Genomic DNA, 20,429 nt, shown 5'->3' with positions numbered 1-20,429 from the left:
GCCGTGAGGTGACCTCCGACCTTGACAGGAATCGTCCATCCCAGCAGGGTGTACCGCTTAGGCCTGTTGATCTCGGACTTCTCGGCACCGCGCCCTCCGGCAACACGCCAGTCGGCAGACGGTTACACACGGTGAGGGGGCCGGGATGGAGCTGAACCCGCAGGACTACGACGACCTGTTGCACGGTCAGTCGATGGTCGAGGTGTGGCGCCGCAGCGATCACGCGGTCGCGGTGGCCGCCGAGCTGATGAAGCTGCACGGCGGTACGGTCCCGATGAGTGAGCTGCTGTGGGCCGGCGCCGAGGCCTTCCTGCCGCGCCAGTGGAAGGCCGGCCGGGCCGCCGAGCCGGCCGTCGCCGCGGCCGAGGTCTACGACCGCTGGCGCCGCCTGCACGAGCGCCGCCTGCGCCGCCAACTGGAAGCCGACGGCAAGAGCTGAGGCCCCGTCCGGGGGCCGACGGCACGAGCCGGGACGGCCTATCCTCCATGGACAATCGAATCCGTTGGGGGAGGCACCGTGACCGAGCCGCTGGACACCGGGAGGCCGCACCCGGCTCGCGTCTACGACGTGCTGCTGGGCGGCAAGGACAACTTCGCCGCCGATCGGGCCGCCGCCGAGCAGGGCCTCAAGGTCAACCCGAACGCCGCGACCGCGCCCCGGGAGAACCGGGCGTTCCTGCGCCGGACCGTGCGGTTCCTGGCCGCCCCGGGCATCGACCAGTTCCTGGACATCGGGACCGGGCTGCCCACCTCGCCGAACGTGCACGAGGTGGCCCAGGCGGAGAACCCGGCGGCGCGGATCGTCTACGCCGACAACGACCAGCTCGTGCTGGCGCATGCCCGCGCGCTGCTGACCAGCTCGCCGCCGGGCCGGACGGCCTACGTGGACGGCGATCTGCGGCGGCCGGCCGAGATCCTGGCCGCGCCCGCGCTGCGGGCGACCCTCGACCTGACGCGGCCGGTCGGGGTGCTGCTCTTCGCGGTCCTGCACTTCCTGACCGACGAGGACCGGCCGGCCGAGGTCGTCCAGACGATCCTGGACGCCGTGCCGAGCGGCAGCTACCTGGTGCTCTCGCACATCACCGCCGATCACGACCCGGCCGCCTGGGCCCGGTTCACCGAGGTGATGCGGGCGCAGGGCATTCCCGCCCGGTTGCGCTCGCGCGACGAGGTCGCCACGTTCTTCGACGGCCTCGATCTGGTCGAGCCGGGCGTGGTCCCGATCCTGCGCTGGCGCCCGGAGGCCGAGTCGCCCTTCACCGACGCCCAGGTCGCCCTCTACGGCGGAGTAGCCCGAAAACCCTGAAACCCTTCTTTGCGTACGGCGTGAGCACCGCCCGCCAAGAGCGGCTACGGCGTGAGCACCGCCCGCCAAGAGCGGCTACGGCCCTCAGCGCCAGCCGTGGCGACGCGTCGGCTGGCGCTGAGAGCCGGCTCAGGGCCGTGGAGGAAACCCTGAGGAACCGGGGGCCGGCGCCGGCCGTGGGGGAACGGCGGCGCCGGCGGTCCGTCAGTTGACGAAGCGTCAGTTGACGAAGACCGGCGCGGACGCGGACGTCACCACCGGCGTGTACTTGGCCGAGAAGAAGCCGTTGGCCACGCACGCCGCCGGCCCGGTGCTCTTGTTGAACTGCTGGTCGGTGAAGCTGATCGAGTTGTCGGTGTTGTCGGCGACGCCGCTGATGCTGTTGCCGTTGGCGACGAAGACGCAGGTCACCGAGCCGAGCAGGGTCTTCAGGTTGAGCGTCGCGGAGATCGGCGCGGTGGCCGTGCCGGTGACCGTGACGGTCCCGTCGCTGGCGACCGTAGTGGCGTAGGGCTGGTTGCTGATCGCCACGCTGTTGACGCCGGTCACCCCGGGCACGCCGGTGATCGTGCAGTTGGACACGGCCAGGGTGGAGCCGAGCGCGGCGGCGCCGGGCGCGGCCGGGTTGTCGTTCACGACGGCGCTGAAGCTGGAGGTGTTGCACTTCATGCCGTTGGCGCCGCCGGCGGCGGTGGCGAAGACGGCCTGGGCGCCGCTGACGATCGAGGCCGAGATGGTGTCACCGACGGCGACGGCCGGGCCGGCCAGCGTGTCGGTGGTCAGCACGGTGGCGTCGTCGGCCAGCGCCGGGGCGGCGAGCAGCAGGGACACGGCGGCGCCGGTCATGACGGCGGCGGCGATGCGGTTCTTGTGCATGGGGGTGCACCTTTCCTAGGAGGCGGCGAGCGCCTGGGTGAGGTCGTCGAGGCTGGGGGACAGGGCGAAGGTGGTGTTGTTGCCGCTGAACACCACGGCGTTCTTGCCGGCGGCGCTGGGCAGGCCGAACGCGAGGTTGATCAGCGCGTCGAGGCTGCCGGGGATCAACCCACAACCATTCGCTTTCGGTACGGCGTAGGCGTTGTCCAGCAGCGTCGCGCCGGTGAAGCCCACGCCGAGCGTCTGGTACCCGTTCGCGTCCGGCTCGATGGTGATGGTGCCCGAGTCCCCGGTCGCCGGCTGGTTCGGCGGCGGCGGGCTGGTCGTGCCGGTGGTCGGGCTGAATGTGATCGGGGTGCTGTCCGAGCCGATGTAGCACTTGGTGCCGAACAGCGCGTTGTACAGGTGCAGCTTGATCGGCAGCACGAAGACCGGGGTGTTCTCGCCGGTGGCCAGCGGCACGAAGTCGGTGATCGGCCCGGCCAGCTCCACCTGGGCGAAGACGCTCGTCACGCCCGGGATGATGTTGGCGATGCCGGGGATGGTGACCTGCAGCGGCTTGGCGACCAGGGTCTTGCCCTTGGCGGCGGGCACGGTCGAGTAGACGTTGGCGACCGAGCCGTCCGGGAATTCGCGGGTCGGCGCGGACGCCGGCCAGTAGACGCCGAACTGGACGGTGATCGGGCTGTCGAACGGCACGACGTTGGAGCCGATCGTGACGCTGCCGCCGTTGGTGATCGACTGGACGCAGCCGACCTGTAGGTTCGCCGGGTCCTTCATGGTCGCCGAGGTGAGCGGGCAGTTCTCCAGCCCGTCGTAGGCGGCGGCGTGGGCGGGTGCCGGGGTGAGGGCCACGACCGCGGCTGCGGAGGCGATCATGACCAGGGCGGATTTCAGCCGTGACGCTGTCATGGCGTCACTCCTTCGGAAAACCTCGTTGGGACGGGGCCCGGCCGTTTCCGCAGCGTTCCGGGGGCTTGAGCGGGAGGCGATACTGGTGTGACCCGCCTCGTGCACCATCGATCCGTACCTGACGGTATAAGAAACCCCAGCGGTATGTCATGTCAAGACATTGAGGGACGACGATGACGAATTCCGTAATCAGCCCGCTGCCGGGCGCCCGTCCCGGCCGGGATCCGGCCCGGGCGATCAAACGCGGCCCGCGCTCGATGACGCCCGAGGCGGTGGCCGCGACCCAGCGGGAACGCCTCTACGACGCGCTGGTGCACACGGTCGCGGAGAAGGGCTACGTCAATGCCCGGGTCAGCGACATCTGCACCGCGGCCGGGGTGACCCGTCCGGCGTTCTACGCGCTGTTCGCCGGCAAGGAGGACGCGTTCCTGGACACCTACCGGCACGGGACGCAGGTGGTGCTGCGGATGATGGACGACGCGTACGCCGCCGCCGGGGACTGGCGCGCCGGGGCGCGGGCCGCGCTGAAGGTGCTGCTCGACGTGCTGACCAGCGTCCCGGCGTTCGCCACGATGGCGATCGTGGAGATCGACGCGGCCGGCCCGCTGGCCCGGAGCGACCGCACCGAGCTGCTGGGCCGCTTCGCCCGGTTCTTCGCCGAGGCGCCGGACGTGCCGGAGGGTCTGGTCGACACCGTGGTCGGCGGCGTCTACTCGACGATCTACGGCCACGTCTCGGCGGGCCGGGTCGCCGAGCTGCCGCAGCTGCTGCCGATGCTCAGCTATTTCATGATGGCGCCGTTCGTGGGCCGGGACGCGGCCGCCACCGAGCTGTCCGCGCAGGCCGGCGGCGCGCGGGTGGTCGCGCCGTGCGCGGTATCAGATACCGGCGAGGTTTTTCACTGACTGGAATGCGGGCCTCAGCGCTTGACGCCTCTCGTTACTGCGGCGTAACTTCGCCGAAATCCATCGAGATGTGCAAATAGCCACGCCGGTGCGGCATCCGCAGTGCCGTGACCGGCGACAACGCCCGCAAAGGAGAGCGCATGTCCGTCACACCGCACGGCCGCACCCGGTGGCGCCGGTTCACCGCGATGCTGCTCGGCGGCCTCGCGGCCACCGCCGGTCTGGTGCTGCTGACCGGGCAGGGGGTGCTCGCGGCTTCCTTCTCGATCTCCGGCATGCCGTTCACGGTCACCTCGCCCAAGCTGCACGGCTACGGCTTCGAGCAGTACGCGGAGATGGACCACATGGAACCGGGCAGCCCCAACGAGGGTGACACCGGCGGCCAGGTGCTCGTCATCGTCTCGGCGATCCGCGACGCCCAGCTCGACGGGCTGTGCCAGAGCATCGCGCTCGGCGGCATCAACCTGAAGATCTCCGCGGGCAGCGCGAGCAACAAGGTCACCGCCGACACGCTGGTCGTCGACTCCGACCTGATCACCGCGAACGCCGACTTCAACGCGATCGAGATCGGCCGGGACTCCAGCACGCTGGACGCGGTGCCCGGCAAGAAGGGCGCGATCGGCGTCTTCGGTCAGCAGGCCGACGAGGTCACGCTGACCAACCTGCGGCAGAACAACTACGCCACCACGGCGGCCACGTTCCACCTGCCCAACCTGCGGATGTCGTTCACCGGCGACGGCTGCTGAGCATGTCCGGCATCGTGCGTCATCGGGCCTCGCCGGGCGCTCGCGCCTGGCGGGTCTGGCGCGGGTGGCGCCGCTCCCGGCCGTTCTGGGGTGGCCTGTTCGTGCTGCTCGGCGGGGTGGAGATCCTGTTGACGGTGTGGGCGCCGCTGGGCGTGGTGCTGCACGTCGGGATGCAGAACTTCATCGGCTACCTGGTGCCGTACGTGATCATCCTGCTCGGGCTGCTGCTCTGGTTCAACCCGGCTCAGCGGATCTTCTATTCGCTGATCGCGATGCTCTGCGCGCTCGGCTCCTGGCTCACCTCGAACATGGGCGGGTTCGTCTTCGGCCTGCTGCTGACCCTGGTGGGCGCGGCGCTGGCCTTCGCCTGGGCCCCGGTCGCCGACGCGCCCGGCGGCGACCTGGCCCCCCAGGAGCCGCCGCCGGAGGCGCCACCTTCGGAATAGAAAACCGATCGCGGCGGGCGCCGATCCCTTCGGCGCCGGCTGCGAGACTTTTTATTACGGTACGGACATAGCCGACGCCCCCACGAGCGTCGTCGCATGCCAGCTTCGCCCGTTCGGCGTGTCCGGTTTGTCACGTTATGTCTAAATTGCGATGCTGGTCCGGCTTGTCATTCGTTACTCGCCGCTCCAGGAGAGCCGATGCGCCGTACCCACCCTGCGAGCCCACCCCCGGTGATCGTCACCGGGACCGGGCGCTGCGGCTCCACCATGGTCTCCGAGATGCTCGCCCGGCACCCGGACGTGCTCAGCGTCAGCGAGCTGTTCACCGCCGTGCACGTGCCGCTGATCCCCGGCGAGGTCAGCGGCGCCCGGTTCTGGGAGCTGCTCGGCGCACTCGACCCGGGCATCGCCGAGCTGGTCCGGCACCGGGTCGCGGTCCGTGAGCACCACTACCCGTTCGACCGCGGCCGGTTCAGCCCGGAGACCGGCGTCCCGGCGATCGGCCTGCTGACCCTGCCGCACCTGACCGACGACCCGGACGCGCTCTACGACGAGCTCGCCGCCGAGGTGCCGCACTGGACGCCGGCCCCGGCCGAGACCCAGTACCGGCGGCTGTTCGCGCACCTGGCCGCCCGCCTGGGCCGCCGGGTGATCGTCGAGCGCAGCGGCGGCTCGCTGCGGATGCTCGGCACCCTGCTGCGGATCTTCCCCGACGCCCGGGTGGTCCACCTGCACCGCGACGGCCCGGACACCGCGCTGTCGATGAGCCGGCACCCGGCGTTCGCGCTCGGCGCGCAGACCCTCGAGATGCGCCGCCGGCCCCGGGGCGAGACCGAGCTGCCCGCGGATCTGGCCGCCTTCCTGCCCGGCCGGTTCACCGCGGCGGCGCTCGGCCACCCGATCCCGCTCGCCCGGTACGGCCGGCTCTGGAGCGTGCTGCTCTACGAGGCGGAGCGGGAACTGGCCGCGCTGCCCGCCGACCGCCTGCTGGCACTGAGCTACCGGGACCTGGTCGCCGACCCGGCCCGGCACCTGACCGACCTGGCCCGCTTCGGCGGCTTCGACCCGGACCCGGCCTGGCTGCGCGAGGCGGCCGGCTCGGTCCGGCCGGGGCGCACCGGAACCGCCGGCACCCTCCCCGAGCGGCAACGCCGCGAACTGCACCGCTCCTGCCTGCTCGGGCAGGCGGTGCTGCACCGCCTCGGCCACGTCGCGTGACCGAGGCACTCTCCCCGATTCACGAATGACCCGATTCACGAATGACCCGATTCACGAATGAAAGGTGCTGGAACATGCACTCCGCATACCAGATCGTCCTGCGCAACCTGGAAGAGCACTTCGGCGTCGAGCCGGCCCGGGTCACCCCGGAGACCACCCTGGAGCAGCTGGAACTCGACTCGCTGTCGATCCTCGAGTTCGGTCTGCTGCTGCAGGAGGAGACCGGGGTCAAGCGGCTCGACGAGGGCGTGGTCACGTTCCGGACCACGATCGGCGAGATCGTCGCCACGCTGGAGAACCTGCGCGACGGCGAGCAGAGCGGCACCGAGGTCCGGATGGTGACCGGGGCGGTTCTGGCCGGGGACCGGTGAGCGCCCGCGCGGCGGTGGCGGTGACCGGGCTCGGCCTGGTCACCCCGGCCGGGGTGGGCGCCGCGGCCACCTGGGCGGGGCTGCTCGAAGGCCGGTCGGTGGCCGCCCTGGACATGGAGCTGACCGGCCTGCCGGTCGCGTTCAGCTGCCGGGTCACCGACTTCGACGGGGTCGCCCTGCTCGGGCACCGGCTCAACCGGCGGCTCGACCCGTTCGGCCGGTTCGCCGTGGCCGCCGCCCGGGAGGCCGTCGCCGACGCCGGCCTGGGCCCGGGCCGCTGGCCGGCCGAGCGGGTGGGGGTCGTGCTCGGGGTCGGTGCCAGCAGCATGAGCGGCACCGAGGCCGCGGTGGAGATGGTCCTGGAGGGACTGCCGGACCGGGTCTCGCCGTTCGCCCTGCCGCGGACCCTGCCGAACATGGCCGCCGCCGAGGCCGCCCTGGACCTCGGCACCCAGGGACCGTGCTTCACGGTGAGCAGCGCCTGCGCCTCCGGCGCGCACGCGCTCGGGGTGGCCCGGGACATGCTGCTCTCCGGCGCCTGCGACGTGGTGATCGCCGGTGGCGCGGAGTCCGGCCGCAGCCGGACCTCGGCCGCGTCGTTCGCCCGGATCGGGGCACTCTCCACCCGGGGCGACGAGCCGGACCTGGCGTCCCGGCCGTTCGACCTCGACCGGGACGGGTTCGTGCTCGGCGAGGGGGCCGGGATCCTGGTCCTGGAGCGGGCCGCCGACGCCCGGGCCCGGGGCGCGCGGGTGCGCGCGTACCTGTCCGGCTACGGCGCCTCGGCCGACGCGCACCACATCACCGCCCCGCACCCGGAGGGCCGCGGCGCGATCCGGGCGATCCGGGCCGCGCTGGCCGACGCCGGCCTGGAACCGGCCGACATCGGCCACGTGAACGCCCACGCCACCAGCACGCCGATGAACGACGTGGCCGAGGCCGGGGCGCTCGGCGAGGTGTTCGGGCCGCTGGCGCCGCCGGTCACCGCGTTCAAGGGCGTGCTCGGGCACGCGATGGGCGCGGCCGGGGCGATCGAGGCGGCCGGCGTGGTGATGTCGCTGGAGCGCGGCCTGCTCCCGCCGATCGCGAACCTGGACAAGCTCGACCCGGCGATCGACCTGAACGTGGTGACCGGCCGGCCCCGCCAGGTTCGCCGGGCACCGGCGGTCAGCACGTCGTTCGGGTTCGGCGGGCAGAACGCGGCGCTGGTCTTCAGCCCCGCGTGAGCCGGCCCGCCGGCGGGCGCTACGTGAGCCGGACCGGCAGCGCGGTCGGCTCCGGCACCACGTAGTTGCGCCAGGTGGCCGCGCCGGTCACGGACAGCCGAGGGAAGCGCTGGTAGAGCCGGGCCAGCGCGATCCTCGCCTGCTGCCGGGCCAGGGTCGCGCCCAGGCAGTAGTGCACCCCGTGCCCGAACGACAGGTGCCGGGGCTCGGCCTGGCGCCGGCCCGGGCAGGCCCGCTCCGGCTCGGCGTAGGCGCGCGGGTCCCGGTTGGCGGCGGCGACCGCCGGCAGGACCAGCGAGCCGGCCGGCACCGGCGTACCCCACAGGTTCAGGTCCTCGGTCGCGTAGCGGTGGCTGGCCAGCGGGAACGGCGCGCACAGCCGGAACAGCTCCTCGGCCACCGCCTCCTGCGCGGCCGGGTCGTCGCCGGTCAGCGCCGCCGTGAGATCGGCCCCGCCGGAGTAGCCCGAGTCGCTCACCGGCGGCGGGCCGGAGAGCAGCAGCACCGCCCGGGGGAAGAACATCGACATCGAGTGCGCGCCGGCCACCAGCAGCATGGTCAGCAGCGAGGTCAGCTCGACCAGGGTGATCTCCCGCTCCTGCCGGGCCAGCCCGAGCATGCCCAGCAGGGTGTCCTCGCCGGCGTGCTCCTTGGCCAGCCGGAACCAGGTGACGGCCAGGTCGGCGTGCGCCGCGCGCAGCTGCGGGCAGTCCGGGGCGGCGCTGCCGGTCACCACGTGCAGCGCCTCCTGCAACGCGGGGACCTCGGTGCGCGGGACGCCGAGCACGTCGGCCAGGATCCGCAGGGGCAGCGGCCGGGTGAACGCGGCGACCAGATCGGTCTCGGCCGGGCCGGCGGCGAGCCCGTCCAGCAGGTCGGCGGTGTGCCGCTCGATGATCTCCGGCCAGCGGGCCGCCGCGGCCCGCGACCACCAGCCGGTGAGCAGCCGGCGCAGGCGCTGGTGCTCGCCGTCGTCGGTGCTCAGCAGCTGGCGGCCGACGACGTAGATGCCCTCGGGTCCCGGGCCGGGGTCGGGCTCGGCCGAGGGCAGCCGCGGCCGGGTCTTGCGCAGCCGGGCGTCGGTGAACAGCTCACGCGCCTCCTGGTGGCGGGGCACCAGGTAGAGGGGCGGATAGCCGGGCAGCTCCACGCGGTGCACCGGACCCGCCTCGCGCAGCTCGCGCAGTTCCCCGCCGGGATCTCGGGCGTAGTCGTCGGTACCGAAGGTGGCCTCAAGAGTCATTCGGACATAGTTCACCAAAACGGACTAAACGTACAGCTTGCCGACCCGGGCGGGGCCGGCATGCTGTACGGGTGGTGCGAGGTCAGCTCGCCGAGGCCGAGTAGCTGTTGGTGACGAAGTTCAGGCCGCCGCTGGACGAGGTGATCTCGTACCCGAATTGGATGTTGCCCAGCGTGACGTCACCGAACCAGCCGCGGTTCTTGATCCAGTTCATGATCGCCTTGATGTCGACCGTGCCGGAGCTGGTGTTACTGGTGCGGACGAAGGAGAACACCGCGTTCGCGCCGTTCGATCCGCTGTAGACGTTCCACGAGTGACCACCGACCGTGACCGAGGTCTGCAGCGAGCCGAGCGGGCCGACCGCGCCCTGCTTGTTCATCCAGAGCATGATCTCGTACGCGTTGCTGTTGGCCCAGATGTCGTACGCGGTCGTGTACGCCCCGCTGCCCGGCACCGTCACGTTGAAGCTGCTGGTCGCGCTGCCCAGCGCGCTGAGCTTCTTGTTCACGGCCTTGCTGGCGTTCGGGTACGCCTTGACCCCGCCGGTGTTCGGGTGGTTGGCCCAGACACCCCAGTTGCTGTACGAGTTCGCCCAGATGCTCTGCGGGCCGGCGCCGCTGCCCCAGATGTTGTTGTAGAGCGTGTAGCCGCCGTTGCTCCAGGTGGCCCACTGGTCCGACGAGCCCCAGACCGCCGCGTGGGCGGCCTGCGGCGCGACGAACAGCAGCGCGGCGGCGATCCAGAGGGACAGGGTGATCCGTAGTTTGCGCACGTGGCGCCTCCTCGGGGGATGGCAGCGCCGGTGGCCGGCTCGTCGAAGCGCTTCGACGATGGGGGATGGGTCATCGGCGCTGGTCGATACGGTGTGTCGCTCAAGCTATCACGGAGATTGCCGGTGTGTTACGCCGAAGGTGATTGACGAATCTGGATCAGTGCGCCTAACGTGCCTCGGAGGAAAGCCCTTTCCCCCTGCTCGGGCCGGGAGGCCATGATGCGCCGACGTACCTTCCTCGAACTTTCCGCCGGTGTCGGAGCGGCCGCCGCCGTCACCTGGTCCACCCCGGCCCGGGCGGCCTCCCGGCGACCGGATGTGATCGTCGAGCCCGGCACCGCGGTCCAGGCCGTGGTCGACGCCGCGCCGGCCGGGGCGACCACGCCGTACGTCATCGGCTTTCGCCCTGGAATTTATTCCGGCCAGGTGATCGTGCCGGCCGACCGGACGTTCCTGGAGTTCCGCGGCCTCGGGCGCGCGCCCGGCGACGTGGTGATCGCCGACGACCGCGCCAACGGCACCCTCAAGCCGGACGGCACCCCGTGGGGCACCTCCGGCAGCGCGTCCGTCACGCTCAACGGCGCCGACTTCCGGGCCGGCAACCTGACCTTCGCGAACCTGTTCGACGAGGCCGCGCACCCGGAGATCGCCAACCGGCAGGCGGTCGCCGTGCTGACCCGCGCGGACCGGCTGGCCTTCGACCGGGTCCGGTTCCTGGCCAATCAGGACACCCTCTACGTGAACAGCACCGCGGCCGGGGTGATCGCCCGCACGTACTTCCGCGACTGCTACGTCGAGGGCGACGTCGACTTCATCTTCGGGCGCGCCACGGCCGTTTTCGATCACTGCCGGATCCACTCGCTGGACCGTGGGAGCAGCCCCAACGGGTACGTGACCGCGCCCAGCACCGACCTGGCCAACCCGCACGGCCTGCTGTTCGAGCGGTGCCGGCTGACCTCGGACGCGCCGGCCGGCACGGTCTTCCTCGGCCGCCCGTGGCACCCGAGCAACGACCCGAACGCGATCGGCCAGACGATCATCCGCGACTCGTGGATCGGCGCCCACATCGGCGCGACCGCGTGGAGCGACTTCGGCACCTGGCCGTGGCGCGACGCCCGCCTCGCGGAGTACCGCAACTACGGCCCCGGCGCGATCGTGTCCGCGGACCGCCCCCAGCTCACCCCCGCCGAAGCCGCCACCACCAGGATCCCGGACTTCCTCGGCGACTGGTCCCCGCACTGCGCGTAACCACCCCCACTGCTCGTAACCACCCCAGCGCACGGCCGTCCGTGCGCTGCGGCGCGCGCCGCACGCCAGCCGGACCGTGAGGTGCGCACGCCGCGGGCCAGCCGGACCGTGGGGTGCGCGCGCTGCGGGCCAGCCGGACCGTGGGGTGCGCGCGCCGCAGGCCGGCCGGACCGTGGGATGCGCACGCCGCGCGGCGGTGGCTCGAGGCGGGCCGACGCGTGGCGGCGGCCCACTCCAGCCCGCCGCGCGCCGCCAACTCTCGGCTGGCGCTGAGGGTTGCTTCGGGTGGGTTGAGACAGCACTGAGGACCAGCCGGGCCCGGGCTCCGCGCTGCGAGCCTGGAGCGGGCCGCAGCGTCGCGCGCGGTCCGGGCGGTCCGGGCGGTCCGGGCGGTCCGGGCGGTCCGGGTCTGGGCGGTCCGGGTCCGGGCGGTCCGGGCGGGTGGTGGTGCGATGCGGGTGGGGCGGGGTGGGCTGGGTCAGGCGGGGAGTGGGGTTGGCTGGGTAGCGGTGGGGCGGGTTCGGGCGGCCCAGCGGGTCACCGGCGAATAGAGCAGCCCACCGAGGGCGAACAGGCCCCCGAGCACCAGCCACCCGCCGGCGTGCAGGCCCAGCACGCACGCCGTGACCAGCGGCGGCGCGATCATGTCACCCAACCCGCGCCCGGCGAAGTACGTGCCCTGGTACTGCCCGTGCGCCCACGGCGGCGCCAGCTCGAAGATGATCCCCCAGCTCCCGGTCGACAGCCAGAGCTCGCCGAGCACGTGCACCACCGCGGCGACCGTGATCAGCGCGCCGGCCACCCAGGGCGGGCGTCCGGCGGTGGCCGCCAGGATGCCGCAGGACAGGGCGATCACCGTGGTGCCGCGCAGCGCCACCCGGCGGGCCGCGGGCAGGCCGTCGATCCCGCCGGCCATCCGGACCTGCAGCAGCACGCACCCGGCCGTGTTGAGCACCAGAGCCACCGAGATCAGCCAGAGCGGCGCGTGCGCCCCGGTCGCCAGCCACAGCGGCAGACCGATGCTGAACAGGTCGTTGTAGGTGCTGGAGAGCAGCCCGTCGAGCGCGGCGAAGGCCAGGAACGGCCGGTCGCGCAGGGCCACCAGGCGTGGCCCGCCGGCCGGGGTCACCTGCGGCGCGACCGGTGGGACCCGGGTGAGCAGGGCGGCGGCGAGGAGGAACGTGACCGCGTCGAGCAGGGGGATCACGACGTACGCCGAAGGGGTGTGAATCAGCAGCGGAACGCTGCCGGCCAGGGTGCCCAGGCCGATGCCGGCGTTCGTCACGGTGCGCAGCTTCGCCCGCATGGTCAGCCGGCCCTCGGCGGCGAGTGCCCCGGTGGCGCCCTTGACCAGTGCGGTCGCCACCGCGATCACGCAGGAGAGCAGCACGAACGGCAGCAGCGAGCGCACCGTGAGCAGCGCCGCGTACGCCCCGGCGAGCACGATCATGGACAGGATGGACAGCCGTTTCGGCCCGTAGCGGTCGGCGACGTAGCCGAGCGGGGTCATGGCCAGCACGCCGGCGGCCGCGCCCGCGCTGAGCCCGGTGGCGATCGCCGCGGGGCTCAGCCCGGCGACCGTGGTCAGGAACAGCACGCTGGTGGTCAGGTACGCGCCGTTGCCGAACGCGTTCACCAGCGTGGCGAGGAGCAGCACACGCATGTCCCGATCTAACAAGACGTACGTACGGTTTGCAACCCCGCCCGGGAATGAATGAATTGTCAAATGCTCATATAACAAATCATGGACAAATGTATTGACGCGATTTCACTCTTTCCGTTGCTGGCGATTAAACCCGCTGTCGGATACGTTGAGAAAAGTGCCGGTAAATACGGGAGACGCAGATGCTCAGTCTCACGCCGAGAATCGACCCGACCATTCAGTCCCTGCTCGACGACCGCGACTACCTGGCCGAACTGCTCGACGCGCTGGGTTCCCCACTGGCCCTGGTCCTGCCGCAACGGGTGCCGAAAAACGTCGCCGCCTTCCGCGAGACGTTCCGCCGGCACCGGCTGTCGGGCCGTCTCTACTACGCGCACAAGGCCAACCGTTCCAGCGCCCTGCTGCGCGAACTGGCCGCCGGTGACGCCGGCGCCGACGTGGCCTCGCTCGGCGAGTTGCAACACGCGCTGAGCGCCGGGTTCACCCCGGACCGGATCGTCGCCACCGGTCCGAAGAACCGGGAGTTCCTCTGGCTGGCCGCCCGCACCGGGGTGACGGTCAGCGTCGATTCCGCCGACGAGTTGGCCGAGCTGGCCGGCATCGTGGCCGGCCACCGGCTGCCGCGGGTGCCGGTCACGCTGCGGCTGACCGGTTTCGCCTCGGCCGGGGTGCGGGTGCTGACCCGGCGCAGCCGGTTCGGGACCCCGGCCGGCGAGCTGGCCGACCTGCTCGACCTGGTGGAAAAGCGGGCCGACCAGGTGGAGCTGACCGGGATCGCCTACCACCTGGACACCGTCGGGCTGGCCGAGAAGGCGGTCGCCCTGGAGGGTGGCCTGGCCGCGCTGGACGCCTGCCGGGCGCGCGGGCTGCGGCCCCGGTCGCTGGACATCGGCGGCGGCTTCGGCGTCAACTATCTGGCCGACGGCGCCGAGTGGGAACGCTGGACGACCGAGCTCGGCCAGGCGGTCCTCGGCCGCCGCCCGCCGATGACCTGGGACGGCCACGGGTACGGCCTGCGCGCCGAGAACGGCACGCTGCGCGGAAACCTCGCGGTCTATCCGGCGTACCGTCCGGTCGCCGGCGCGGCCTATCTGGACCGGCTGCTGCGCACCCCCGCGCCCGAGCACGGCCTGCCCCTCGGCGAGCTGCTGCTGGACCACATGTACGACCTGGACGTCGAACCCGGCCGCGCCCTGCTGGACCAGTGCGGCCTGATCCTGGCCCGGGTGCTCACGGTCGACGACGACCGGGTCCGGCTCGACCTCAACGCCCGCGACGTCAGCCTGGAGGAACACGGCGTCCTGATGGACCCGGTCGTGATCCCGCGGACCGGGGAGCGCCGCGCCGGCCCGGCCGGCGTCTACCTGCTCGGCAACCTCTGCCTGGAGACCGATCTGATCACCCGCCGCAAGGTGTTCCTGCCGATCGTGCCGCGCCCCGGCGACCTGCTCGCCTTCGTCAACACGGCCGGCTACTTCATGGACTTCAGCGCCACGAACGCCCTGCACCAGCCGGTCGCCCGCAAGGTCGCGGTGTACCAGTCCGGCGGCCTGCGCCGCTGGTGCCTCGACGAGCAGTACTGGCCCGTGCATTCCCGGCAGGAGACTTTGTGAGACACGACGACATCACCGAGGCGATCGGCGACACGCCCCTGGTGCGCATCGATCCGGCCGTGCACGGCCTGGCCAACATCGACCTGTACGCCAAGCTGGAGCTGCTCAACCCGTTCGGCTCGGTGAAGGACCGGGCCGCCTGGCACATGGCCGGCCCGCTGCTGGACCGGGCCGCGCCCGGCGACACCCTGGTCGAGCTGTCCAGCGGCAACACCGCCAAGGCCCTGGCGCTGCTGGCCGGGATGCGCGGGCTGCCGTTCAAGAGCGTCACCAACCGGATGAAGGTGCCCGAGATCAAGGAGCTGCTGCTCCTGCTCGGCGCCGAGATCGACGAGCTGCCCGGCCGGTCCGAGTGCCTGGACCCGGCCGACACCGACGACCCGCTCTCCCGGATGCACCGGCAGCTGGCCCTGGAGCAGACCGGCTACCTGCACACCGATCAGTACTTCAACCAGCGCAACGTGGACGCCCACGTGCACGGCACCGGCCCGGAGATCGTCAAGGACCTGGACGGCCGGGCCCCGGACTGGTTCGTCGCCTGCGTCGGCACGGCCGGCTCGTCGACCGGCGTGGCCCGGGTGCTGCGGCAGCACAACCCGGACGTCGGGGTGATCGGCCTGGTCGCGGCGAAGAGCGACTTCATCCCCGGGATCCGGACCATCGACGAGGTGCACGAGGTCGGGCTCTTCGACCCGGGCGTCTACGACGCGCTGGAGACGATCACCGCGGAGGAGGCGGTGGACGGCCTGCTCACCCTGGTCCGCCGGTGCGGGATCCTGACCGGGCCGACCGGCGGCGGCGCGTTCGCCGGGGCGGTCCGCTTCCTGCGTACGGTCGACGCCGGTCTCACCGGGCGCCGGACCGCGGTGTTCATCGTCTGCGACCGGGTCGAGAGCTACCTCTCGTACGTCCGGGACCGCCGCCCCGAGCTGTTCGGCCGCCCGCCCCGGCGCAACTCCACCCGCACGCTCACCGACGCCGAGGTCGGCGCGGCGCCGGAGATCGCGGTGCCGGACGCGCAGCGGTGGATCGAGGAGACCGGGGCGCTCGTGGTGGACCTGCGCAACCCGTACGCGTTCCAGGCCCTGCACCTGGCCGGCTCGATCAACATCGTCGACGAGGCGTTCGCCGACCTGCTGCACGCCGGCCTGCCGTTCAGCGGCCGCCGCCCGGTCCTGCTGGTCTGCCCGGTCGGCGAGAAGTCCGCCCGCTACGCGGCCCTGCTCACCCGGATGGGGCACCCGGACGTGCGCTCGCTGGCCGGCGGGGTCATCGCGTGGCGCGACGCCGGAGCCGAGCTTGTCCGCGACTGAGCTGACCGCCTGGCAGCGGGAGCTGCGCGCCCAGTTCCCGATCGTCACCGCGCACCCGGGCGTGGCGTACCTGGACAGCGCCGCCACCGCGCAGAAGCCGCAACCCGTCCTGGACGCCGTGCTCGGGTACCTGACCGGCGAGAACGCGAACGCCGCCCGCGGCGCCTACCCGTGGGCCACCCGCACCACCGCCCGCGTCGAGCGGGCCCGGGACCGGCTGCGCGAGTTCCTCGGCGACCCGGAACCGGACCGGACCGGGGTCCACTTCGTCAGCGGCGCCACCGAGGGCCTGCGCGCGGTCGCCCGCGACTGGCTCGCCCCGCAACTGCGCGACGGCGACGAGATCGTCGTCCCGCACGCCGACCACCACGCCAACATCGTCCCGTGGCAGGAGGCGGCCGCGCTGGCCCGCTCCCGCGGCGCCCGGGTGACGCTGGTCCCGATGCCCTACGACGCCGCCCACGACTACGACGCGGCCCGCCTCGCCGCCCTGGTCACGCCGCGGACCAGGCTGATCGCGGCGACCCACGTGCACCACGTCTACGGCAACGACATGCACGTGCCACGACTGCGCGCGGCGGCCGGCCCGGACGTGCCGATCTGCCTGGACGCCGCGCAGAGCGTCGGCCACCTGCCGATCTCGCTCGCCGAGCTGGACGTGGACTTCCTGGTCTTCTCCGGCCACAAGGCGATGGCGCTGCCCGGCACCGGCGCGATCTGGTCGCGCGACCGGCGCGGCCCGGCCTACACCCCGGCCGGCTGGCACGGCACGCCGAACACCGCCGGGATCGTCAGCCTGGCCGCCGCGCTGGACTGGCTGGCCGCGGCCGGCCCGGACCGGATCGCCCGCTGGACCCGGGACCTGGGCGCCCGGCTCACCGCGGGACTGTCCGCGCTGGACGCCTACCAGGTGCTCGGCTGCCAGACCAGCCTGGCCGCGGACGCCCCGGTCGAGCGCCGGCAGGGCATCGTGACGTTCCGCCACCGCACGATCGGCTCCCACGACCTGGGCTTCATCCTGGCCGCCGACGGCTTCCTGGTCCGCGCCGACGGTCACTGCCAGGGCGATCAAGGCGAAAAGACTTCTTCGGTACGGGTCAGCCTGCACGTCCACAACACGCCGGCCGAGATCGAGCACCTGCTGACTCGCCTCACCACCCTGAACGCGGCCTGACCACGGGCCCCCGGAGCTCGACGCCGGCCACTACTCTCGCCGGGGTGTATATCGACTTCCGTAAGGGAGAGTTCCGGAACTGGGTGGGCGCCATGCTGTTCGCCGCGTTCTTCACGGTGTTCGCCGGCCTCGGCGCCATCGACCCGGAGCACCACCTGAAGCACGGGGACCGCCCGGGCAGCCGCGAAGGGGCCTTGTTCTGGACGATCGTCGCCGGCCTCGCGCTCCTCGCGCTGCTGACCCGCGCGCCGAAGAAGTTGCGCAAGAGCGGGATCACCGTCGATGCGACAGGCGTCCAGGGCATCCCGTGGGACGACCTGGCCGGCGTCGGTGTCGGCTTCCAGGGCCCGGCGAGCTCCCGCAGCACGGGTTACGTCCTGGAGCTGTTCCCGAACCCGGGCGTGGACCTCACGGACCGCCTGCCCGGGCTGACGCCGGCCGACGCGACCGTGCCGCGCGTCGGCCTGCCCTCGGCGCGGCAGCGTCTGGCGATCCCGGAGGACGCGATCGCCCAGGTCGAGGAGGCGGTCCGGGCGTACGCCCCGCAGAGCTGGATCGGCATCTATCCCAGCCGGTCTTAGCCGGGCCTTAACGGTCGGACAGCGTGCGGATAGGCCTCCGACAGCGATTGTTTGCTGGTCCGAACGACCAGGAGGTTCCGCAATGTTCAAGATTCGTACTGCTGTCTTCGTGGCCACCGGCGCGCTCGCCGCGCTCGGTGTCGCCGGCACCGCGATGGCGGCCGACGGTGGCTTCTCCGCCTCGGCTTCGCCGTCGGCCTCGTCAACCGCTTCCGGGGTACGGGATTCCGCCGTCGCCGTGGGTGTCGACGCGGCCAAGGAGATCGCGATCCGGGTGGTCGGCGGCGGCTCCGTCGAGTCCGTCGAGCGGGAGACCGAGCACGGCCGCCCGGTCTGGTCGGTCGACGTGCTGCTCGCCGGCGTGGAGCACGACGTCGACGTGGACCGGGCCACCGGGGAGGTGCTGCGGCACCGCACCAAGGACGGCGCCGACCTGCGGGTATCCCCGTCCGCCTCGCCGAGCGCCTCCGCCACCCCGCACTCCTCCTCGTCGTCGCGCGCCGACGACCACGGCCGGCACACCGAGGCCGGCGACGACAAGGGCGGCACGCGCACCCGTAAGACTGAGGCCGGGGACGACAACGGCGGCACCCGGACGCGCAAGACCGAGGCCGGCGACGACAACGGTGGCAACCGCACGGCCGAGGCCGGGGACGACCACGGTGGCCGGGGCCGCGGTGGCGACGACAAGGGTGGCGACGACCACGGCAGCGGTGGCCACGGCTCGGACGACTGAGCCGGCCGGCGGCGGCGGTCCACGAATCACGGCCGCCGCCTGACGCCGTACGGTGATAAAAAGGTTTTCGTGATCTTCGATTCCCCGTCGCCGCTCGCCGACCTCGCCGCCTACGTCAGCCTGCCCCGGGTCGCCGGGCTGCGGCTCTCCCCGGACGGCCGCCGGATCGTCGTCGGCGTCGGCACGCCGGACCGCAAGAAGAATCGCTACACCGGCGCGCTGTGGGAGGTCGATCCGGACGGGACGCGCCCGGCCCGGCGGCTGACCCACAGCGACAAGGGCGAGACCCCGGCCGGGTTCACCGCCGCCGGCGACGTGCTGTTCACCTCGGCCCGCCCGGACCCGTCGGCCGACCCCGCGGAGCCGCCGGTGACCGCGTTGTGGCTGCTCCCGGCCGGTGGCGGCGACGCCCGGGTGATCGCCGCCCCGCCCGGCGGCGTGCGTGGCGCGGTGGTCGCCGCGTCCGGGACGGTGCTGTTCGGCTCGCCGATGATGCCGTCGGCCGCCGACGCCGCGGACGACAAGGCGGCCCGCGAGCGACGCAAGGACGCCGGCGTGAACGCGGTGCTCTACGAGGACTATCCGATCCGCTACTGGGATCACGCGTTCGGGCCGGACCGGGTGCGGCTGCTCGCCGGCCCGCTCGGCGCGGAACCGCGCGACCTGACCGGGCACGTCGGCGGCGCGCTCAGCGACGAGGCGATCTGGGACGTGACGCCGGACGGCCGTACCGTGGTGGCGACCTGGACCGTGGGCGAACCGGCCGGCTCGCGCCGGTCGACGCTCGTCACGATCGACGTGGCGACCGGCGAGCGCCGGCCCCTGGCCGCCGAACCCGGCCACGAGTTCGAGTTCGCCCGCATCTCGCCGGACGGCACCCGGGTCGCCGTCATCGTCTACCGCCGGTCCACCGCGACCGACCCCGGCGACGGCTGGCTGGCCGTGCTCCCGCTGGCCGGCGGCCCGGCCCGGCCGCTGACCGCGGAGTGGGACCGGCTGCCGTCCTCGGCGCGCTGGACGCCGGACGGCGCCGCGCTGATCGTCAACGCCGACCACGACGGCCGCTCGCCGCTGTGGCGGGTGGACGCCACGACCGGCGAGGTCACCCGGTTGACCGGCGACGACGGGGCGTACACGGACTTCGAGGTGGCGCCGGACGGGCGGTTCGTCTACGCGCTGCGCGCGGCGATCGACAGCCCGGCGGCCCCGGTGCGGATCGGGTTCGACGGCACGATCACCCCGCTGCCCGGCCCGGCCGAGCCGCTGGAACTGCCCGGCACGCTGACCGAGGTGATCACCACGGCGGCCGACGGCACCCGGCTGCGCGCCTGGCTCGCGCTGCCCGCCGGCGCCGGCCCGGACGCGCCCGCCCCGCTGCTGCTGTGGATCCACGGCGGGCCGGTCTCGTCGTGGAACTCCTGGTCGTGGCGGTGGTGCCCGTGGCTCGCGGTGTCCCGTGGCTACGCGGTGCTGCTGCCCGACCCGGCGCTGTCGACCGGCTACGGCCACGAGTTCATCCGGCGCGGCTGGGGGACCTGGGGGGACGCGCCGTACACCGACCTGATGACCCTGACCGACGCCGCCGAGCAGCGCGACGACATCGACGACAGCCGGACCGCGGCGATGGGCGGCAGCTTCGGCGGCTACATGGCGAACTGGATCGCCGGGCACACCGATCGCTTCACCGCGATCGTCACGCACGCCTCGCTGTGGGCGCTCGACCAGATGTGGGCGACCACCGACGTGGCGTTCTACTGGGCGCGCGAGATGACCCCCGAGGCGCAGCTGGCCAACTCACCGCACCGCTTCGCCGACGAGATCACCACCCCGATGCTGGTCATCCACGGCGACAAGGACTACCGCGTCCCGATCGGCGAGGGCCTGCGCCTGTGGTGGGACCTGCTCTCCCGCTCGACGGCCGAGGACGGCGCCACCCCGCACAAGTTCCTGTTCTTCCCGGACGAGAACCACTGGATCCTGACCCCGGGACACGCGGCGGTCTGGTACGAGACGGTCTTCGCCTTCCTCGCCCACCACGTCCACAAACAGCCCTGGCACCGCCCCGAGCTGCTGGGCTGAC

General features: G+C 72.7%; 20 protein-coding genes. 15 read left to right on the top strand and 5 right to left on the bottom strand.

Features of this window, described 5'->3' with window-relative positions; translation table 11 throughout:
• Nucleotides 1-145 precede the first annotated feature (145 nt).
• On the top strand, nt 146-439 hold the full coding sequence (locus tag L3i22_RS40645; protein ID WP_221322758.1) for a hypothetical protein: 294 nt from the start codon (nt 146-148) through the stop codon (nt 437-439).
• A gap of 78 nt (nt 440-517) precedes the next feature.
• Nucleotides 518-1,306 carry an SAM-dependent methyltransferase gene (locus tag L3i22_RS40640; RefSeq protein WP_221322757.1) on the top strand — a complete coding sequence of 263 codons (789 nt, stop codon included), beginning with the start codon at nt 518-520 and terminating at the stop codon, nt 1,304-1,306.
• 219 nt (nt 1,307-1,525) lie between these two features.
• On the opposite strand, the gene L3i22_RS40635 is transcribed toward L3i22_RS40640, so the two are convergent.
• Together L3i22_RS40635 and L3i22_RS40630 are read right to left on the bottom strand one after the other, a co-directional pair.
• On the bottom strand, nt 1,526-2,182 hold the full coding sequence (locus L3i22_RS40635; RefSeq protein WP_221322756.1) for a Tat pathway signal sequence domain protein: 657 nt from the start codon (nt 2,180-2,182) through the stop codon (nt 1,526-1,528).
• Between the two features lie 15 nt (nt 2,183-2,197).
• Nucleotides 2,198-3,094, bottom strand: coding sequence for a hypothetical protein (locus L3i22_RS40630; RefSeq protein ID WP_221322755.1), 897 nt, complete (start codon nt 3,092-3,094; stop codon nt 2,198-2,200).
• A gap of 173 nt (nt 3,095-3,267) precedes the next feature.
• On the opposite strand from L3i22_RS40630, the gene L3i22_RS40625 reads away from it, so the two are divergent.
• The 6 genes from L3i22_RS40625 (at nt 3,268) to L3i22_RS40600 (ending at nt 8,006) form a co-directional block, all read left to right on the top strand.
• A complete protein-coding gene (locus L3i22_RS40625; RefSeq protein ID WP_221322754.1) occupies nt 3,268-3,999 on the top strand; it encodes a TetR/AcrR family transcriptional regulator in 732 nt (243 codons plus the stop codon).
• Nucleotides 4,000-4,139: 140 nt separating this feature from the next.
• Nucleotides 4,140-4,745 (top strand): DUF6230 family protein, encoded by a 606-nt coding sequence (locus L3i22_RS40620; RefSeq protein WP_221322753.1) that lies wholly within the window; start codon nt 4,140-4,142, stop codon nt 4,743-4,745.
• 2 nt (nt 4,746-4,747) lie between these two features.
• Nucleotides 4,748-5,191 carry a DUF6114 domain-containing protein gene (locus tag L3i22_RS40615; protein WP_221322752.1) on the top strand — a complete coding sequence of 148 codons (444 nt, stop codon included), beginning with the start codon at nt 4,748-4,750 and terminating at the stop codon, nt 5,189-5,191.
• A 198-nt stretch (nt 5,192-5,389) separates the two neighbouring features.
• On the top strand, nt 5,390-6,409 hold the full coding sequence (locus tag L3i22_RS40610; protein ID WP_221322751.1) for a sulfotransferase: 1,020 nt from the start codon (nt 5,390-5,392) through the stop codon (nt 6,407-6,409).
• 74 nt (nt 6,410-6,483) lie between these two features.
• Nucleotides 6,484-6,780 carry an acyl carrier protein gene (locus tag L3i22_RS40605; protein WP_221322750.1) on the top strand — a complete coding sequence of 99 codons (297 nt, stop codon included), beginning with the start codon at nt 6,484-6,486 and terminating at the stop codon, nt 6,778-6,780.
• Complete coding sequence (locus tag L3i22_RS40600) at nt 6,777-8,006, top strand: beta-ketoacyl synthase (protein WP_221322749.1); 1,230 nt, start codon at nt 6,777-6,779, stop codon at nt 8,004-8,006. Before L3i22_RS40605 ends, L3i22_RS40600 begins: the two co-directional genes overlap by 4 nt.
• 19 nt (nt 8,007-8,025) lie before the next feature.
• Here L3i22_RS40600 and L3i22_RS40595 read toward each other — a convergent pair whose 3' ends face one another.
• Nucleotides 8,026-9,249: a cytochrome P450 gene (locus L3i22_RS40595; RefSeq protein ID WP_221322748.1), complete on the bottom strand. Its 1,224-nt coding sequence runs from the start codon at nt 9,247-9,249 to the stop codon at nt 8,026-8,028.
• An 82-nt stretch (nt 9,250-9,331) separates the two neighbouring features.
• Nucleotides 9,332-10,021, bottom strand: coding sequence for a hypothetical protein (locus tag L3i22_RS40590; RefSeq protein ID WP_221322747.1), 690 nt, complete (start codon nt 10,019-10,021; stop codon nt 9,332-9,334).
• Between the two features lie 219 nt (nt 10,022-10,240).
• Between L3i22_RS40590 and L3i22_RS40585 the strand changes: the two genes are divergently transcribed.
• Complete coding sequence (locus tag L3i22_RS40585; RefSeq protein WP_221322746.1) at nt 10,241-11,269, top strand: pectinesterase family protein; 1,029 nt, start codon at nt 10,241-10,243, stop codon at nt 11,267-11,269.
• A gap of 478 nt (nt 11,270-11,747) precedes the next feature.
• Here L3i22_RS40585 and L3i22_RS40580 read toward each other — a convergent pair whose 3' ends face one another.
• Nucleotides 11,748-12,932, bottom strand: coding sequence for an MFS transporter (locus L3i22_RS40580; RefSeq protein WP_221322745.1), 1,185 nt, complete (start codon nt 12,930-12,932; stop codon nt 11,748-11,750).
• 182 nt (nt 12,933-13,114) lie between these two features.
• On the opposite strand from L3i22_RS40580, the gene L3i22_RS40575 reads away from it, so the two are divergent.
• The 6 genes from L3i22_RS40575 (at nt 13,115) to L3i22_RS40550 (ending at nt 20,428) form a co-directional block, all read left to right on the top strand.
• Complete coding sequence (locus L3i22_RS40575; protein ID WP_221322744.1) at nt 13,115-14,545, top strand: alanine racemase; 1,431 nt, start codon at nt 13,115-13,117, stop codon at nt 14,543-14,545.
• Nucleotides 14,542-15,858 carry a pyridoxal-phosphate dependent enzyme gene (locus L3i22_RS40570; RefSeq protein ID WP_221322743.1) on the top strand — a complete coding sequence of 439 codons (1,317 nt, stop codon included), beginning with the start codon at nt 14,542-14,544 and terminating at the stop codon, nt 15,856-15,858. Before L3i22_RS40575 ends, L3i22_RS40570 begins: the two co-directional genes overlap by 4 nt.
• On the top strand, nt 15,845-17,032 hold the full coding sequence (locus L3i22_RS40565) for an aminotransferase class V-fold PLP-dependent enzyme (RefSeq protein WP_221322742.1): 1,188 nt from the start codon (nt 15,845-15,847) through the stop codon (nt 17,030-17,032). Before L3i22_RS40570 ends, L3i22_RS40565 begins: the two co-directional genes overlap by 14 nt.
• Before the next feature lie 44 nt (nt 17,033-17,076).
• A complete protein-coding gene (locus L3i22_RS40560; RefSeq protein WP_221322741.1) occupies nt 17,077-17,613 on the top strand; it encodes a hypothetical protein in 537 nt (178 codons plus the stop codon).
• An 82-nt stretch (nt 17,614-17,695) separates the two neighbouring features.
• Nucleotides 17,696-18,349 carry a PepSY domain-containing protein gene (locus tag L3i22_RS40555; protein ID WP_221322740.1) on the top strand — a complete coding sequence of 218 codons (654 nt, stop codon included), beginning with the start codon at nt 17,696-17,698 and terminating at the stop codon, nt 18,347-18,349.
• A gap of 69 nt (nt 18,350-18,418) precedes the next feature.
• Nucleotides 18,419-20,428, top strand: a complete 2,010-nt coding sequence (locus tag L3i22_RS40550) for an alpha/beta fold hydrolase (RefSeq protein WP_221322739.1) — start codon at nt 18,419-18,421, stop codon at nt 20,426-20,428.
• Nucleotide 20,429: the final 1 nt, after the last annotated feature.

The organism is Actinoplanes sp. L3-i22, assembly GCF_019704555.1.
Classification (GTDB): domain Bacteria; phylum Actinomycetota; class Actinomycetes; order Mycobacteriales; family Micromonosporaceae; genus Actinoplanes.
Note: the sequence above shows the minus strand (reverse complement) of the source record. Positions and strands in the feature narration are given on the sequence as shown.

Excerpts from the sequence above, each read along its gene's own strand:
- L3i22_RS40635 (WP_221322756.1), bottom strand. The coding sequence starts at position 2,182 with ATGCACAAGAACCGCATCGCCGCCGCCGTCATGACCGGCGCCGCCGTG.
- L3i22_RS40575 (WP_221322744.1), top strand. The coding sequence starts at position 13,115 with ATGCTCAGTCTCACGCCGAGAATCGACCCGACCATTCAGTCCCTGCTC.
- L3i22_RS40585 (WP_221322746.1), top strand. The coding sequence starts at position 10,241 with ATGCGCCGACGTACCTTCCTCGAACTTTCCGCCGGTGTCGGAGCGGCC.
- L3i22_RS40610 (WP_221322751.1), top strand. The coding sequence starts at position 5,390 with ATGCGCCGTACCCACCCTGCGAGCCCACCCCCGGTGATCGTCACCGGG.
- L3i22_RS40645 (WP_221322758.1), top strand. The coding sequence starts at position 146 with ATGGAGCTGAACCCGCAGGACTACGACGACCTGTTGCACGGTCAGTCG.
- L3i22_RS40630 (WP_221322755.1), bottom strand. The coding sequence starts at position 3,094 with ATGACAGCGTCACGGCTGAAATCCGCCCTGGTCATGATCGCCTCCGCA.
- L3i22_RS40620 (WP_221322753.1), top strand. The coding sequence starts at position 4,140 with ATGTCCGTCACACCGCACGGCCGCACCCGGTGGCGCCGGTTCACCGCG.
- L3i22_RS40625 (WP_221322754.1), top strand. The coding sequence starts at position 3,268 with ATGACGAATTCCGTAATCAGCCCGCTGCCGGGCGCCCGTCCCGGCCGG.
- L3i22_RS40555 (WP_221322740.1), top strand. The coding sequence starts at position 17,696 with ATGTTCAAGATTCGTACTGCTGTCTTCGTGGCCACCGGCGCGCTCGCC.
- L3i22_RS40615 (WP_221322752.1), top strand. The coding sequence starts at position 4,748 with ATGTCCGGCATCGTGCGTCATCGGGCCTCGCCGGGCGCTCGCGCCTGG.
- L3i22_RS40605 (WP_221322750.1), top strand. The coding sequence starts at position 6,484 with ATGCACTCCGCATACCAGATCGTCCTGCGCAACCTGGAAGAGCACTTC.
- L3i22_RS40580 (WP_221322745.1), bottom strand. The coding sequence starts at position 12,932 with ATGCGTGTGCTGCTCCTCGCCACGCTGGTGAACGCGTTCGGCAACGGC.
- L3i22_RS40595 (WP_221322748.1), bottom strand. The coding sequence starts at position 9,249 with ATGACTCTTGAGGCCACCTTCGGTACCGACGACTACGCCCGAGATCCC.